Here is a 15,867-nt window from a genome sequence, read left to right as displayed (position 1 = left end):
CGGTAGTTTAAGCATGTTATATAAACACTTACTTTTTGATTTAGATGGCACTCTAACCGACTCATCAAGCGGTATTTATAATGCTATCAATTTTGCATTACAACAGTTAGGTCTTGCGCCTCAGCCATCAGAGGTACTAAAAAGCTTTATCGGTCCACCTTTGGTTGATTCATTTAGCCAGATACTCAAGCTTTCACCAGAGCAAACTAAGCAGGCGCTGGTTTTATATCGCCAGTATTACAAAACCACTGGTCTTTATGAGAATACTCCTTACTCAGGTATTATCAATTTACTGGAAAGATTGAAAAACAAAGGCTATACACTTTATCTGGCCACTTCAAAACCTGAGGCTTTCGCTATTACTATTTTGCAGCACTTCCAGTTATCTATGTATTTTACTGGTATTTATGGTGCTACTTTCGATGCCAGTCGCTCTCAAAAAGCCGATGTTATTCGTTATGCTCTGATACAAAGTGGCAATCAAGAGTTTGATAAAACCTTAATGATAGGCGATCGCTACCATGATATAAGCGGTGCGCTGATAAACCATATTCAGTGCTGCGGCGTTACTTACGGATTTGGTAGTAAAGAGGAGTTGCAACAAGCTGGCGCTACGTACTTGGTTGAGTCCGTAGCTCAGCTTGCACAGCTATTAGGCGTGAGTGACCAATAAAGCTTGCTTAATTTGCTCTACAGCTTGTGGGAGGTGCGCCAAGTGTTCTAAAGCTTGGTGCACTCGTTGTGTATCAAAGTGTTCTCTAAAGCGCTTAAAACCTGCAACTTGAGCCTCTTTATTCTCGCCTGTTACTAACGCTAAGAGTAAAGTAGAAAACTCTTGATCGCTCAAGTTTTGTAAAGACAAAGCATTCAACGCTGCGATACGAATGTAGTCATTGCTATCGTTGCCAATTAAATGGCATAAGCCGTTTTTAAAGAAAATAGCATGCAAAGGCTGGCTATAACGTGAAAGAACTTTGAGCGCCTCTAAGCGAACTTGGCTGTCTATGTCCGGATTAACAGCAATTAATAGTATTTGCACAAAATCAGCATCTGTTAGTTCTTGTTGAATGCTCAATAAAGCCTCTAACTGCGCTTCACTTGAAAGGTGTTCAAGTATGATGTTAAGCATTACGACCTCCTGTCATGGGCTAAACATTTCCGTTAGTATAAAATAGTATAGTTAAATATTTTTTTAACTTAGATCATTTTAAGAATAGATTTCTATTTTATCACTTCAGACAGCGATGCGTAAAACTGCCTATGCCTTGCTTAGTATTTTTTCAAATTGCAATAGAGTCTTTAAATTAAGGCTGGCTCAGCCTAGTTACAGAGTAAGCTAGATGTTATGCCAGCCTCTATAATTATTATCTCTTTAACTGTAAATTTGCATAAAATTTAGCTCTGTATTTAACTCATCAAATAACAACCAAAGCGCAGTTAGCGACATCATACCAGCCATGCTGATATTAAATAATCGTAAACGCATTGGATGCTGTAAGGCTAGGCGTAAACGATCACCTGCTACTGCCCAAATAAAAATACATGGATAGTTAATAAGTGCACTAGCACTGGCTAATACGATATTTGCCAGCCAAGGCTGCTCACCTTTTGTAGCAAACAAAATAGCTACGTTAACAGCCATTAACCACGCTTTAGGATTAATCCATTGAAACAGTGCCATTTGTATGAAACTAGCGGGGGCTGGGCGCTGGATTTTTTCTGGCGCGCTGGATAAATAGATTTTCCACGACAACCACAATAAATAAAGGCTACCAATAATGGCAATTGGCATGCGGATTTCACTAATCCATTGCTCTACAAAGCTAAACGCTTGCAGTGCAATAAAAGTTTGTAGCCCACTGCCAATGCTAATGCCCAAAGTCGCTGGCAAAGTGCGTTTTAAGCCAAAATTAACACCTGAGGCTGTTAATAAGAGATTATTAGGTCCTGGCGTAATGGACATCACTACAATATAAGAAATAAAAGCGAGGCTGATCATGGTTTTACCCTACTGACTGATTAGCCATAGATTAAATTAAGATTAATCATAGATACAGATTCAGTATTTATGTATTGTAATGGTTACAGTTTTTATTTTACTAAACTGTAACCATTACATTGGAGAGAACTGTGCCTACTACGCTGGATTTACAAGATAACCGCCCCCTCTATTATCAATTGAGTGAAAAGCTAGCTCATGCTATTCAAACCCATGTTTTTAAAGCAGGCGCTCGTTTTCCATCGGTCAGACGCACAGCCAAAACCTATTCTGTCAGTATCAATACGGTGATTGCTGCCTACCGCCATTTAGAAGATCAAGGATTTATTGAGGCACGCCCGCAATCTGGTTTTTATATTCGTAACCAATTACCTAAACTTGAACATACGCTGACCAGCCATAGTGTGAGTGCTGCACCTAAACCCAATGTTTTACGCTTGATTGATACCACTTTTGCCGCACAACAAAACCCAGAATTCACCAATATTTCGCTCGCATGCCCCACTCAAGACTCAGATTTCTACCCGCGTGAAAAGCTTGGGAAAATTATGACTCAGTTGCTAAGGCAGCAACCTCAGCTCGTTGGTAGTTATGCTTTACCGCCTGGCAGCTTAAATCTGCGCCAACAAATTGCACGTCGCATGCTCGATTTAGGCATAGTTACAGATGCCAACGAAGTCACTATCACCCACGGTTGCGTCGATGCTTTGCATTTAGCCTTACGCGCAGTAACCAAAGCTGGCGACTGTGTAGGGCTAGAATCTCCAACCTATTTTTATTTAATGCCATTGCTCGCCAGTATGGGCTTGACGGTATTAGAGATCCCAACCCATGCCGAAACAGGGCTATCAATTGAAGCGGTAGAGATGCTGCTTGAGCAAAAACGAATACAGGCTATTATCTGCATGCCAAACTTACATAACCCTCTTGGCTGCAGCATGCCATTAGCCGCGAAAAAACGTCTAGCTCAATTAGTTAATCAGTATGAAATTCCCCTTATCGAGGATGGGCTTTATTGCGAACTGCAATTTGATCAAGTTCTGCCTGCAGTAAAAACCTTTGATAAACACGGCTGGGTTATGTTTTGTTCAAGCTTTACAAAAACTTTAGCGCCTGACTTTCGCATTGGATGGATTAGTGCTGGACGCTTTAGTCAATCCGTACAACAACTAAAAAATATGCTCTCAGTCGCTGAATCACAACTGCTCTGTGAAACTATTGCACAGTTTTTAGCTGTTGGTGGCTATGACCATCATTTACGCAAATTGCGTAAACGCTATAGTGAGAATATGAACCAAGCACAGGCTATCATTGCACAGCATTTTCCAAAAGGAACCTGTGCGACTAAGCCTCAAGGTGGTTTTGTATTTTGGGTTGAATTACCAGGTAAAATAGATACGGTCGAACTGCATCAGCAATTACTGAAAGAACATATTTGCTTAACACCTGGCATGCTCTACTCGCCTAGCGGGAGGTTTAGCAATGCATTACGTATTTCTTGTTGCTATCCTTTCAATGAACAGTATAAATATGCTCTGGCGCGCACGGGAAGCAAGGCCTGCGAGATGACGGGCATCAGCGCCGGCCTTAATTAATTTACCACTTAAAGGTTACACCAACCTGACCGTTCATATTACGATAATGGCGCTGTCCTTGCTGAACACCAAAGCGCGTCCATACTTGGATGTCATCATTGACCTGCCCTTGCAGGCCAATAGCCATTTCAACAGCTGAGGTGGACAACTTGTCTTTGACTTGCTCATTACCAAATTGCATATGTTGGTCTTTTGGATTACGCCAATAATTCAGCTCAATAAAGGGTAATAACTGTGAGCCTGACTCTAAGTCTAATTCTGCTGCTAAACGCGCGCCTAAACGAGTAGAGACTTCATTTTTATTATCCCATTTGATATGTGTTTTTGTGCTTTTCTCTGTATGAGAGCCATTATTGGCTTTATTCCAAATAACCTGAGCCTGTGGTTGCAAGTACCATTGCTGGTTTGCACTACTGGCTAGCAAAAAGTTATGCCCTACTTCAAGCGATACAGAGGTCATTTGTGAATGATATTTTTCACTGGATAAACCGTCGCCTTTGACATTATTACTATTCCAACCATGCAATAGCCATGTATCAACATAGCTGCCTGTTTTGCTGCTTGGGCTTTGTTGCCAAGTAGCATAAGCACCAATATTATAGCTATCTAGGTTAGCCTTGGCATGAATAGCTTGTGCTTTAGCTTTGGTTTCTGCTTTACCCAATAAGCCCATTACACCCAAATCAAAACGGCTACCATCTGACAACTCATAGCGCACTACATCAGCCCCAAAGTGTATTAGATGACTTGTACTTTTGCGCTTAGAGTCAAACTGATCACTAAAGGAGGTTTTATCTGATTGCACACGGATCCAGCCAACACTGTCTTGCGCAATACCATTTGTTTGGCCTTTACGATCTTGCCATTTATGACGCTGTAAGTTACGGGCCATCTGATTATTGGAAAAATAGGCAGGAACTTCTGGGCGGTAGCTATCCTCATCTCCACTATTGTCTTGACCTTCTAAAGAGGAGACAAGATACCAGTTACTCTCATTCTCATCCGCTCGATGGCCACGTTTTAATTTATAGTTATAAGCACCTACGGCAATGGTATCTGTTTTATCTTGGCGGTAGCCATCGGATAACGGATCAATAAAAAAAGCATCTGTAGTGGTTGTCGCCTTCGGCCCACCCTGCTCTGAATTATCAACGGCGTCTACCACTTTAATGCCTTTTATGGTTTGCTCACCTGTACCACCAGCATTACGGAAACGAAGCCCAGTTTTTCCTGTTGCTTCTTCATTTATAAGGATTCTATCTGTCTTTGAAGCATCAGCATTAAATTCAGTCCAAAGTTCAATCACGCCGTTTGTGCTATTTAAAGTGTCGACTTCTAGTGTATTGTGTTGCCCAGCAGCTGGTTTGCTCAATTGGATAGTTGCGTTATCTAATGTTAAAGCCCGCACAGTGGATAAACCCGAATAAGACCAAGTGGTATTATTTTTTAAGCTAACATCAGTGGTGAAGCCGCCAAGTATTCTGCCGCCTAGGGTTGAGTTATCTGCATTGAGTTTAACTTCTCTATCTTCAAATGGATCTAGTACAAAATCATTTCTTAACAACACAGTATCTGAAACAAATTTCGAGCCATTATTGAGGTTGATAGCTGAAGAACCTGAGCTTCTTTCATAAACTCTTATTAATGCACCTGCACTACTAAACTCAGTATTATTCGCTGTAAATGTGCCACCACTCGCCACTACACCAGCAGAACCTTGTCCTGTCAGTTCAAACTTTGAGTTAGTTAGCGTTACTTTGCCTTCGTCACTAAACTGAACACCCATGGTTAGCTTTTCAGCTGAGGTATAAGTAACTGCATTACCTACAACCTCGCCTTTAGAGTCAGCAAAAATGCCTTTCATGCTATCTATACCAGTGGCTTGATCTTTGATTCGCACATTATCTAGCACAACTTTTCCGCCGCTGCGCGCAGTAGCGCCTGCGGGTGTAAAGCCATAGTCGCCAGCAGCACCGCCACCAGAGGTTAAAGTCATATCTGTGTTTTTAACGGTAACTTTTGAGTTTTCTCCTTGCGCAACAGCACCCCATGCGCTGTTCTGACGTTCTATATGGCTATCTTCAATATAGATTTCTGCACCTGCATCTGCACCTAAAGCAATAGATCTGGTTTTAATATCAGAATTTTTGATACTGACAAGGGTATCTTTATTGGAAGCATTAATGCTACCGCCAGCCGTTTGTTGCGTGGAGATGTTAACGTTATCTAAATTAACAGTGGCCGCAGAATAGGCATTCACTGCAGCACCTTGCGTATGAATCTCACCACTTTTTAAGTTAACAATGGTTTCGCCTTTTATGCCTGTACCATCTACATAAACGCCTACATTGGTTTTTTGATCATTTGTAAAGTTGGCAGGAGTATCAGGTGGATTGCTAGAGATATCATTGATAACAGTATTAAAACGATTGGCATCAAATTGAATTTTAAAGTTTTCTAAATTGACTTTACTGCCTGCCCCTTTAGCTATCACATTGCCTCTGCGATCATAAGTCACATCTTCAATGCTAAGACCTGTATCTAATGCAGAGATACTGATATTTTTTAAGTCCACATTAGCACTATTAGCTAATATACCTGTTTTATCGGCAAAAAAATCAGCACCGCTACTACCACTTAATGAAGGTTTTTCAGCTTCTGTAAAATGGTTATTGCCAATTTTTACAGCAATACCTGTTTTAGCATTTTCAGTATATGAAGAAATAATTGTGCTATTAAAACCAGGATCATCTGGATTGTCATGGTCAGTCAATATTGTCAATGCTGAGTTTTTTTCTACCATGTATAAGGCAGAATCTCCCACATCCGCATTTTTATTATTGTTAATTAGATAAAGAAATTCTTGTGCTTGTAGTTGATTACTTTCAGCAATGCGACCTGAGCCTGTGGAGATACCCATATTGGTCCATGCCATAAAACCTAAATCGTAAGCATCTTCATAAGAAGCAGCCTGAGCTCCAATAGGCAACACACTGCACAATAAAATAGCGTGGGCGAGTTTCTTCCGCTGAAAGGCAAACATAAACTATATCCTTTAGTTTTATATACTTTATATAATTTCATATTTTAAGCATATACATCGTGAGTCCTTTCACGTTTTTAGTAAAAACAAGCACTAAATAGAACTTAAACCACGCTCAAAGTCATTTTTAAGATCATTGATATCTTCGAGTCCAACTGAGATACGTATAAGATTTTCGCCTATGCCGGCCTGCCTTTTATCTTCATCTGACAAGCGACCATGGGTGGTGGTTGCCGGATGGGTAATAGTAGTTTTTGTGTCACCTAAGTTCGAGGTAATGGATAAAATACGTGTTGCATTAATAAAACGCCATGCCGCTTCACGTCCACCTTTCACCTCAAAACTCAGTACAGCACCAAACAGTGTTTGTTGTGATTTCGCAAGTTCATGCTGAGGATGATCAGTTAAGCCTGTGTAGTAGACTTTTTCTATTTTGTCTTGCTGACTTAGCCATTGAGCCAACTCTAAGGCCGATTGACAATGTGCTTTCATACGCACATGCAAGGTTTCTAAACCTTTGAGAAATACCCAGGCATTAAAAGGGCTCATAGTCGGGCCAATAGTACGTAAAAAGCCTGTTAGTTCTTTCATATGCTCAGCGCGCCCTACCGCTGCACCACCTAAACAACGCCCTTGCCCGTCAATAAACTTAGTAGCTGAATGAATAACAATATCGGCGCCTAAGGTTAATGGTTTTTGCACAATAGGTGTACAAAAACAATTATCGACCATTAATAAAGCACCGGCTGCATGTGCAATTTGACTAATTGCTCGAATATCAGCAACCACTGCTAATGGGTTAGAAGGCGATTCTAAAAAGAATAATTTGGTATTTGGCTTGCAAGCTGCTTTCCAGGCATTGAGGTCATCTAGCTCAACATAGTCGACTTCTAAACCAAAACGCTTACAGTATTTATCAAACAAACTGATGGTGGCACCAAACACACTGCGTGATACCAGAATATGATCACCTAATGAGCACAAGCTCATAACCACAGCATAGATGGCCGACATACCTGAGGCAGTTGCTACGGCTTGCTCACCTTGCTCCAGTGCGGCGAGGCGCTCTTCAAATACACGCACAGTAGGATTGGTATAACGTGAGTAAACATTCACATCACCCAGTTCGCCTGAAAAGCTTGCCGCCGCTTGCTCTGCGCTTTGGAATACATAACTAGATGTCATAAACATTGGTTCGCCATGCTCTGCTTCTGGCGTGCGATGTTGCCCACCACGCACTGCAAATGTATCTTGTGCTACATCTGACAAATCACTATTTAAACGCCCTGCATCCCATTCAATTGACATATGCTTACCTTCTTTGGTTATAAACAAAAAAGGCCAAATCAGTGATTTGGCCTTTTTATTAGTTATTGTGCAATTCTATTACAGCATTCGCTCCCCTTCGAGCGTTTTTTGATAGTTCGTTACGTTCATCTTCAATGTGCTGTAGATAGCTCGCATCAATGTCGCCTGTAACATAATGCCCATCAAACACAGCACAATCAAAATGTTCTATTTTTTCTACGCCGCCACCGACAGCATCTTTAAGATCGTCTAAATCTTGATAGATTAGCCAGTCAGCACCGATTAAGTCAGCCACTTCATCTACGGTGCGCTCATGTGCAATGAGTTCATGTGCACTAGGCATATCAATGCCATAGACGTTTGGATAGCGAACTTCTGGAGCCGCAGAGCAGAAATAAACTTTTTTTGCTCCTGCTTCACGCGCCATCTGAATAATTTGTTTACAGGTAGTACCACGCACAATAGAGTCATCTACCAGCAATACTGTTTTACCAGCAAACTCTTGGCCAATGGCATTTAGCTTTTGGCGTACTGATTTTTTACGTACAGCTTGTCCTGGCATAATAAAAGTACGGCCAATATAGCGATTTTTAACAAAACCTTCGCGAAACTTAATACCCAAACGTGTTGCTACTTCTAAAGCTGCAGTGCGACTGGTATCTGGAATAGGTATAACAACATCAATATCATGATCGGGACGTATGCGCTGAATCTTATCAGCTAGCTTTTCGCCCATGCGTAAGCGCGCTGAGTAGACAGATACACCATCAATGATAGAGTCAGGTCGAGCTAAATAAACATACTCAAAAATACAAGGTGCCAACTGCGCATTGCTCGCACATTGACGTGTGTGTAATTTGCCATTTTCAGTAATGTAAATAGCTTCACCTGGTGCAATATCACGAATCAGGTTAAATCCAGAAACATCTAATGCAACACTTTCCGAGGCAACCATATATTCAACGCCTTCATCAGTATGACGTTGGCCAAATACAACAGGGCGAATTCCATGAGGATCACGAAACGCTACTAAACCATAGCCTGTAATCATGGCAACAGCGGCATATCCACCTTTACAGCGTTGATGTACTTTTGCTACCGCTGCAAAAATGTCATCTTCAGTAGGATGCAACTTGCCACGCTCTGCTAACTCATTAGCAAACACATTCAGTAAAACTTCCGAGTCTGAATCAGTGTTTATATGGCGTAGATCAGCTTCATAAATTTCTTTGGTTAATTGCTCAACATTGGTCAAATTACCATTGTGAGCCAAAGTAATGCCATAAGGGGAGTTAACGTAGAAAGGCTGTGCTTCTGCGTTAGATGAGCTACCTGCTGTTGGATAACGAATATGGCCAATACCAATATTACCGTGTAGCTCCTTCATGTGCCTTGTATGAAACACATCTTTGACCAGTCCATTGTCTTTGCGTAGATACAAACGACCATTTTGCGTGGTAACTATGCCAGCGGCATCTTGACCACGATGCTGCAAAACAGTTAACGCATCATACAATGCTTGGTTGACGTATGATTTACCGACGATTCCAACAATGCCACACATGTAGAGAAAACCCCTATTGATTTTAGGCTATGAGCACCAAAATGCTCAATTAAGATGCTTTTGCATCTGTTATCCAGCCAGCAGACCAGTCTAACATTAAGTTTTTTGACCAATCAGCCATAACTAAAAAGTGAGGAATCAATGCTGAATCATGCCACCATTGATCTTGACGAACAGGCGCTAAGCTTAACAAACCAACAGCGATAACTACTAACATTGCTCCACGCGCCGCACCAAACACCATTCCTAATACACGATCAGTGCCACTGAGCCCTGTCACCTTAATTAATTGCGAAATCAAGAAATTAACCAAGCCGCCCAGTAATAAAGCAATTACAAATAAAATGGTACAGGCCACGATAACCCGCATTGAAGGTGTATCAATATAAGGTTCTAAATGCGGTGCTAAGGCGCTACCAAATAGCCATGCGATAAGTCCTGCAATCACCCAAGTAATCAAAGAAAGTGCTTCTTTTACAAAGCCACGTACTAAACTTATTACGGCTGAGATCACAATAATCGCAATAATCACCCAGTCAACCCAAATCAATGCCACGATAAAATGCCTAGGTAGCTAAATCAGACGGGCATTTTATCAGAGCATTAAGTTTCGGGTAAGCTTTAATATACTAATTATTTGGCTTTATAAGTAACAACGAAGCAGTCTTGCTGTTCACGGGCTTTCAGTTGTTTGCACATTTGCTGGGCGTCATCACGCTTGACCAAAGGCCCAATGCGTACGTAGTAAAAGCCTGATTCTTTGCTGATATAGGCTTTGTATTGTTTTGCACGGAATTTTTCGCTTAATTGCTTAGCATTTTTTTCATCACTAGAACGTGCCAACTGTACAGCCCATTGCCCTGCACTTGCGCTTACCACAGGTTTGTTTGGTATTGGCGCTGGTTTAGTTTCGGGCTTAGCCGGTGGTGCTACAGGCCTTGTTGTTTCAGCAATAACCGGCTTACTTGGCTGAGCTATAGGCTCAATGCTAGGCTGCGCTGCTGGTGGCGTCACAGGAGACTCTAGAATAACAGGAGGTGTAGGTTGAGGCACTACCACGGGTGCAGTATCTACTACCGGCTGACTAGGCGCTATAGGCGTAGGAGGAACACTCACCTGAACTGGCTGCTCAACAAGCTGTTCATCTTTTTTAAACAACATGGGTAAAAAAATAACGGCTAAGGCAATTAAAACCAAAGCACCCACAATACGCTGCTTTAATTGACCCGTGAAAACTGCCATAAACTTACATCCTTTGTTGGAAAGTGAACGAATGTTCTTTAGGTTGTATAGCTTAAACTCAGTTCCATTATTTTGCAGTTAATTCTTCTCAAGTAATGCAAGTACTTGGGCAACTGTAAAGAATGAGCCGAAAACAAGCACCTCATCATCAGCATTTGCTTTTTCACACTGAGCTAACAAAGCCTGTTCAATACTTTCATAACTTAGAACTGAAGCGCCTAAACCCTGTAATGTTGCCTGCATATCCTCTGTAGTACGACTACGTGGCGTAGGCAAACTGGCTACTGCCCAAGTATCAATTAATGGCAACATGCTTTCTAATACAGCACCCATTTCTTTATCGTTTAAAATACTGAACACAGCTAAACGACGTTTAGGTTTTTGAGATAAACGCTGTGCTAAATACTGTGCAGCATGGGGATTATGTGCAACATCTAACAGAAGATGTACCCTTTTATGCAGCAGTACATAGTCAATGGCTTGCAAACGCCCCGGCATTTGTACTTGTTGTAATACCTTGCCTATTTCTTCAGCGCTTAGTTGGGCTGATAGCAATTCAAAGGCTTGCAATACAATAGCGGCATTATCAATAGGCAAGTTAATAATAGGCAGGTTATTAATTTGCAACTTATGGTGCTGTGCGTCTTGCCCTTGCCAATGCCAATGCTCATCCGTTACTGCAACATCAAAATCGCAGCGGCTGCGTAGGTAGAGATCCACACCTATTTCTGTTGCTCGATCCAACAAGGTTTGCGGTGGGTTTATATCGCCACAGATTGCTATTTTCCCTTGCCGAAAAATCCCTGATTTTTCGTAAGCAACAGAATCACGGGTATTACCCAAATACTCTGTATGATCAACAGCGATGCTAGTTACAATGGCGATATCTGCGTCCACAATATTTACGGCATCTAAACGCCCACCTAAACCCACTTCAAGAATGGCCACATCTAGACCAGCATGGCTAAAAATATCAAAGGCTGCCAAGGTGCCCATCTCAAAATAGGTTAATGAGATATCACCTCGTGCCTGCTCTATTTTCTCAAAAGCTTGGCATAACGCATCATCCAATACTTCTTTGCCGTTAATTCGCACACGTTCGTTATAACGAAGCATGTGCGGAGAGCTATACACACCCACCGTAAGTCCTTGTGCTTGTAATAAAGCAGCCAACATGGCGCAGGTAGAGCCTTTACCATTGGTACCCGTAACAGTAACGATTTTACTAGCCGGCTTGGTTAAACCTAGCCTCGTTGCTACTTGTTTAACACGCTCCAACCCCATATCAATTTCACTAGGATGAAGCTGCTCTAAATAGGCTAACCACTGCGCAAGGTTACGATGTTGCATTAGGCGATCTCTTTTTCTTCCTCTGTCGCTTCCAGAGCGGGCAAATTCATCATTTGGCGTAAAACTTGAGTTAGACGAGTACGCATATCTTTGCGATGAATAATTAAATCTACTTGGCCATGCTCAAGCAAGAACTCACTGCGTTGGAAACCTTCTGGTAGCTTTTCACGTACTGTTTGCTCAATTACACGAGGTCCTGCAAAGCCTACTAAGGCTTTTGGTTCTGCAACATTAATGTCACCTAACATAGCCAAGCTTGCAGAAACACCACCATAGATTGGATCGGTCAACACGGCAACATAAGGAACACCTTGTTCACGTAAACGTGCCAATACGGCAGATGTCTTAGCCATTTGCATTAACGAGATCAGACCTTCTTGCATACGAGCGCCACCTGATGCAGCAAAACATACAAATGGGCATTTTTTCTCAAGCGCCACATTTGCTGCTTGCACAAACTTTTCACCTACCACAGCGCCCATCGAACCGCCCATAAAGGAGAATTCAAAAGCACAGGCAACAATTGGCATTGCATTTAAACTGCCACTCATAGCAACTAATGCATCTTTTTCTTTGGTTGCTTTCTGTGCACCTGATAAACGGTCTTTATAGCGTTTACTATCACGGAACTTGAGACGGTCAACTGGCTCTAGTTCAGCACCAATTTCTTCACGACCTTCTGCATCTAAGAAAATATTTAAGCGACTGCGGGCGCTAACTCGCATGTGATGATCGCATTTTGGGCAAACATCAAGTGATTTTTCTAGTTCGGGCTTGTATAAAACAGCATCACAGGATGGGCATTTATGCCATAAACCTTCAGGGACCGTGCTTTTCTTTACTTCAGAACGCATGATAGAGGGAATCAGTTTATCAACTAACCAGTTGCTCATTAGAGAAGTACTCCAGCCGTTACTGTGTTTTGGACACAGTCATTAAAATCTAAGCTGGGCAAAATTATCTGCCCACGCAGTGTTCGTTAAATTAATTACTAGCAGTGACGGTAGTTTTAACTTACTCGTCACATTTATTGCTATCTATTAGCGCGCAAAGCCTGCATAAAATCAGTTATTTTTTCGGCACTTTTAATACCCTTCGCTTGTTCAACACCGCCACTCACATCTACCGCCCAAGGTTGCACCTGAGCTACAGCCTGGGCAATGTTAGTGCTAGATAAACCACCGGCTAAAATTAACGGTTTATCTAATGAAGGAATCAACGACCAATTAAATACCTCACCTGTTCCGCCTGGCAAACCTGGCACATACGAGTCAAGCAAAATACCTCTAGCATTGACATAGGTTTTAGCTACTTGCGCAATATCTACATCAGGCTGCATACGCAACGCTCGAATATAAGGCAAGGCTAAGGCTTCACAAAAGCTAGCCGTCTCATCGCCGTGGTACTGGATCAAGTCTAAACCAACATAGTCAAAAGTCTGCTTAATCTGCGCTGCTTGTGCATTCACAAATAAGCCTACAATACTAACAAAGGCTGGCATGGCTTGAACAATACTGCGTGCTTGATCTAAACCAACATAACGAGGGCTTTTTTCATAAAAAACCAACCCAATGGCATCTGCTCCCATATGCGCAGCACAAAGTCCATCTTCAATCCGAGTGATGCCACAAATTTTGCTACGCACCCACTTCATTGCTGTTGCTCCACATCGGGTAAGGCTGATAAAAAATGAGGTCCTAAATAGCGTTTAGGAACAGCAAACTCTTCTGGATAATCTGCCTTTATCATATAAAGTCCATAAGGCGGCGCCGTAACATCAGCTTGCTTGCGATCTTTTGCAGCTAAAACGTCTAGCATCCAACTCACTGGGCGCTCTCCTGCACCAATGCGCATTAAAACTCCCACTATATTGCGTACCATATGATGTAAAAAAGCATCTGCTCGAATATCAAGCACAAGGAACTGACCAAAAGCCAAAATCTTAGCGTGATACACTGTTTTTATAGGTGTTTTAGCTTGACACTCTGCTGCTCGAAAAGAACTAAAATCATGCGTACCCAATAACAAATCAGCCGCTTGTTGCATTTTATTTAGGTCAAGCTTTTTATAGGTCCATGTGACTTCTTGATGCATATGCGCTGGACGTATTAAATCACTATAAATAACGTAGCGATAGCGCCGAGCATAAGCACTAAAGCGCGCATCAAAATGAACTGGCATAGGTTTTGCCCAAATCACGCTAATATCAGCAGGCAAATAACTATTAGCGCCCATAACCCAGGCTTTCTCTGTGCGCATTACTGGCGTATCAAAATGCACTACCTGCATACAGGCATGTACCATAGCATCGGTTCGTCCAGCACATGTCAAGCTGATTTCCGCACCACCTGCAACTTGGCTTAGCGCCTGTTCTAAACAAGCCTGAATGCTTGGAATTCCATCTGGCTGGCGTTGAAACCCTCGGTAGCTTGAGCCTTTATACTCAACGCCTAAGGCTATTCTAGCTATGCCAGAGGTAGCTGTATTAACTGCTTTATCTATATCTAACATATTGAAAATACGGATATTCTATTAAATTTCAGAATCAAAGATACCACCTATTTAGAGCTATTTTTGTTTTACCCAAAACAAAATTGCAGTCTATACAAAAAATCATATCGCAGCATACAGACTTTACTCTCTGCTGGCTTTTTACTCAGCTGAATCGACCTCTAGGCTTTACTAAAGATTTGCCTGTTTACTTGCTCATACTTCAGGTTATGAGTTGAAATCCTGATAGTATAGATATATCTAGTACTGTATTAAAAAGTAAATTTATGAGCCTGTTTAAAAACTTAGCTTAGCTTTACCCTTCTTTTCGACCCCAATAACAAGTGCTCATGCTAACTATTGAGACTGTCTATATTAATAAGCAAACTGGGGCTACAGGAGGTGTATGAAATTGGCCATCAAAAATAAGGCGTTGAGAGAAGCTGAAAAATATTGTATCCGTAATAACACTGGGCAGACTGGTCAATGTCAGGCTGTTGTAAGTTTCTCTAGCGGTTGCATCTCTGTGCATTGGTCACCTATAACCCAAAATACAGGTTGGAGCTAGGATGCCATAGGCGCACACAATATTAGAGCACATGCGGCTCAAGGCTGTCGTGAAGTTGAAGAAAAGAATGCAAAGGAATAAGAATATTTTGCACCACGCGATAGTATTAAAGCTTTCTAATTATGATTAACTTAATTATTTGACTTTGCATCCTTTAGCAAACATCGGCCTTGTATTAGCAGTATTAGAGAGCGGCTCATATTTGTTTAATATTAGCTCAATGCTGTGCATACTCCATCTTTTAGATACCTTCTCAATAAAGGTAGCTTAATACACTCAAGCTGGCTCACAAATAAACCTAGCTTGAATTTCGCATAGCGATTACTGATGGTTCAACACCTTAGCTAGATATTTTAAAATATGTTTATTAAATAATGCCATGGGTGTATCAGCTATATCATTGTTGCCAATACACCGTTGTTCTTGATAAGAAAAAACCCGCCAAGGCGGGTTTTTACACTAGGTTAGCTTCAACCTAATAAACTATCTAAACAACTGTCTCGCATAAGCTTGCGCTTCTTTTTGTACCGCTGTATCTGGTTTCATTGTACCCATTCTCCGATTAGTATTGGTTGTATTAGCACCACCCTTAGGCGCTAATACACCTGTTTCCGGATCAAGTAAAACTTCAAAAAAACCTTCTGGGTTAGTACAGCCTGAGATAAAAATGGGTAGTGACAACGTCAGAATAAGTGCTATTTTTTTCAT

At 41.6% G+C, this 15,867-nt stretch carries 14 protein-coding genes; 2 read left to right on the top strand and 12 right to left on the bottom strand.

Annotated features, from left to right (window positions below; translation table 11 throughout):
* Positions 1–13 precede the first annotated feature (13 nt).
* Positions 14–673, top strand: a complete 660-nt coding sequence (locus VQ643_RS00595) for an HAD family hydrolase (RefSeq protein WP_414197245.1) — start codon at positions 14–16, stop codon at positions 671–673.
* On the opposite strand, the gene VQ643_RS00590 is transcribed toward VQ643_RS00595, so the two are convergent.
* Both VQ643_RS00590 and VQ643_RS00585 read right to left on the bottom strand, forming a co-directional pair.
* Positions 653–1,129, bottom strand: a complete 477-nt coding sequence (locus VQ643_RS00590; RefSeq protein ID WP_414197244.1) for a hypothetical protein — start codon at positions 1,127–1,129, stop codon at positions 653–655. The two genes, VQ643_RS00595 and VQ643_RS00590, sit on opposite strands and share 21 nt — an antisense overlap.
* Before the next feature lie 243 nt (positions 1,130–1,372).
* Positions 1,373–1,999: a LysE family translocator gene (locus VQ643_RS00585; protein WP_414197242.1), complete on the bottom strand. Its 627-nt coding sequence runs from the start codon at positions 1,997–1,999 to the stop codon at positions 1,373–1,375.
* Positions 2,000–2,130: 131 nt separating this feature from the next.
* Here VQ643_RS00585 and VQ643_RS00580 point away from each other — a divergent pair, with 131 nt between their 5' ends.
* Positions 2,131–3,594, top strand: a complete 1,464-nt coding sequence (locus VQ643_RS00580; protein WP_414197241.1) for a PLP-dependent aminotransferase family protein — start codon at positions 2,131–2,133, stop codon at positions 3,592–3,594.
* Position 3,595: 1 nt separating this feature from the next.
* Here VQ643_RS00580 and VQ643_RS00575 read toward each other — a convergent pair whose 3' ends face one another.
* From VQ643_RS00575 to VQ643_RS00530, 10 genes are all read right to left on the bottom strand, one after another.
* Positions 3,596–6,637 carry an autotransporter outer membrane beta-barrel domain-containing protein gene (locus VQ643_RS00575; RefSeq protein WP_414197240.1) on the bottom strand — a complete coding sequence of 1,014 codons (3,042 nt, stop codon included), beginning with the start codon at positions 6,635–6,637 and terminating at the stop codon, positions 3,596–3,598.
* Positions 6,638–6,730: 93 nt separating this feature from the next.
* A complete protein-coding gene (locus VQ643_RS00570) occupies positions 6,731–7,945 on the bottom strand; it encodes an O-succinylhomoserine sulfhydrylase (protein WP_414197238.1) in 1,215 nt (404 codons plus the stop codon).
* A 58-nt stretch (positions 7,946–8,003) separates the two neighbouring features.
* The gene (gene purF, locus VQ643_RS00565; protein ID WP_414197237.1) at positions 8,004–9,509 is read right to left on the bottom strand and encodes an amidophosphoribosyltransferase; all 1,506 of its coding nucleotides are present in this window, start codon (positions 9,507–9,509) and stop codon (positions 8,004–8,006) included.
* A gap of 49 nt (positions 9,510–9,558) precedes the next feature.
* Complete coding sequence (locus tag VQ643_RS00560; protein ID WP_414197235.1) at positions 9,559–10,065, bottom strand: CvpA family protein; 507 nt, start codon at positions 10,063–10,065, stop codon at positions 9,559–9,561.
* A gap of 77 nt (positions 10,066–10,142) precedes the next feature.
* On the bottom strand, positions 10,143–10,751 hold the full coding sequence (locus VQ643_RS00555) for an SPOR domain-containing protein (RefSeq protein WP_414197233.1): 609 nt from the start codon (positions 10,749–10,751) through the stop codon (positions 10,143–10,145).
* A 78-nt stretch (positions 10,752–10,829) separates the two neighbouring features.
* Positions 10,830–12,101: a bifunctional tetrahydrofolate synthase/dihydrofolate synthase gene (gene folC, locus VQ643_RS00550; protein ID WP_414197232.1), complete on the bottom strand. Its 1,272-nt coding sequence runs from the start codon at positions 12,099–12,101 to the stop codon at positions 10,830–10,832.
* A complete protein-coding gene (gene accD, locus VQ643_RS00545; protein ID WP_414197230.1) occupies positions 12,101–12,994 on the bottom strand; it encodes an acetyl-CoA carboxylase, carboxyltransferase subunit beta in 894 nt (297 codons plus the stop codon). The genes folC and accD overlap by 1 nt, the downstream gene beginning before the upstream one ends.
* Positions 12,995–13,134: 140 nt before the next feature.
* The gene (locus VQ643_RS00540) at positions 13,135–13,755 is read right to left on the bottom strand and encodes a phosphoribosylanthranilate isomerase (protein WP_414197228.1); all 621 of its coding nucleotides are present in this window, start codon (positions 13,753–13,755) and stop codon (positions 13,135–13,137) included.
* Entirely contained in the window at positions 13,752–14,612 is an 861-nt protein-coding gene (gene truA, locus VQ643_RS00535; protein WP_414197226.1) for a tRNA pseudouridine(38-40) synthase TruA, read from the bottom strand. Before truA ends, VQ643_RS00540 begins: the two co-directional genes overlap by 4 nt.
* 1,030 nt (positions 14,613–15,642) lie before the next feature.
* The gene (locus VQ643_RS00530) at positions 15,643–15,867 is read right to left on the bottom strand and encodes a hypothetical protein (RefSeq protein ID WP_414197225.1); all 225 of its coding nucleotides are present in this window, start codon (positions 15,865–15,867) and stop codon (positions 15,643–15,645) included.

The organism is Pseudomonas sp. F1_0610, from assembly GCF_047470865.1.
In the GTDB taxonomy this organism is placed as follows: Bacteria; Pseudomonadota; Gammaproteobacteria; order Pseudomonadales; family Pseudomonadaceae; genus JAZDRH01.
Note: the sequence above shows the minus strand (reverse complement) of the source record. Positions and strands in the feature narration are given on the sequence as shown.

What these genes read in the sequence shown, in the direction of transcription:
- VQ643_RS00570 (WP_414197238.1), bottom strand. Translation starts at nt 7,945, where the DNA reads ATGTCAATTGAATGGGATGCAGGGCGTTTAAATAGTGATTTGTCAGAT.
- VQ643_RS00575 (WP_414197240.1), bottom strand. Translation starts at nt 6,637, where the DNA reads ATGTTTGCCTTTCAGCGGAAGAAACTCGCCCACGCTATTTTATTGTGC.
- VQ643_RS00530 (WP_414197225.1), bottom strand. Translation starts at nt 15,867, where the DNA reads ATGAAAAAAATAGCACTTATTCTGACGTTGTCACTACCCATTTTTATC.
- VQ643_RS00555 (WP_414197233.1), bottom strand. Translation starts at nt 10,751, where the DNA reads ATGGCAGTTTTCACGGGTCAATTAAAGCAGCGTATTGTGGGTGCTTTG.
- folC (WP_414197232.1), bottom strand. Translation starts at nt 12,101, where the DNA reads ATGCAACATCGTAACCTTGCGCAGTGGTTAGCCTATTTAGAGCAGCTT.
- VQ643_RS00585 (WP_414197242.1), bottom strand. Translation starts at nt 1,999, where the DNA reads ATGATCAGCCTCGCTTTTATTTCTTATATTGTAGTGATGTCCATTACG.
- VQ643_RS00590 (WP_414197244.1), bottom strand. Translation starts at nt 1,129, where the DNA reads ATGCTTAACATCATACTTGAACACCTTTCAAGTGAAGCGCAGTTAGAG.
- VQ643_RS00540 (WP_414197228.1), bottom strand. Translation starts at nt 13,755, where the DNA reads ATGAAGTGGGTGCGTAGCAAAATTTGTGGCATCACTCGGATTGAAGAT.
- purF (WP_414197237.1), bottom strand. Translation starts at nt 9,509, where the DNA reads ATGTGTGGCATTGTTGGAATCGTCGGTAAATCATACGTCAACCAAGCA.
- VQ643_RS00595 (WP_414197245.1), top strand. Translation starts at nt 14, where the DNA reads ATGTTATATAAACACTTACTTTTTGATTTAGATGGCACTCTAACCGAC.
- truA (WP_414197226.1), bottom strand. Translation starts at nt 14,612, where the DNA reads ATGTTAGATATAGATAAAGCAGTTAATACAGCTACCTCTGGCATAGCT.
- accD (WP_414197230.1), bottom strand. Translation starts at nt 12,994, where the DNA reads ATGAGCAACTGGTTAGTTGATAAACTGATTCCCTCTATCATGCGTTCT.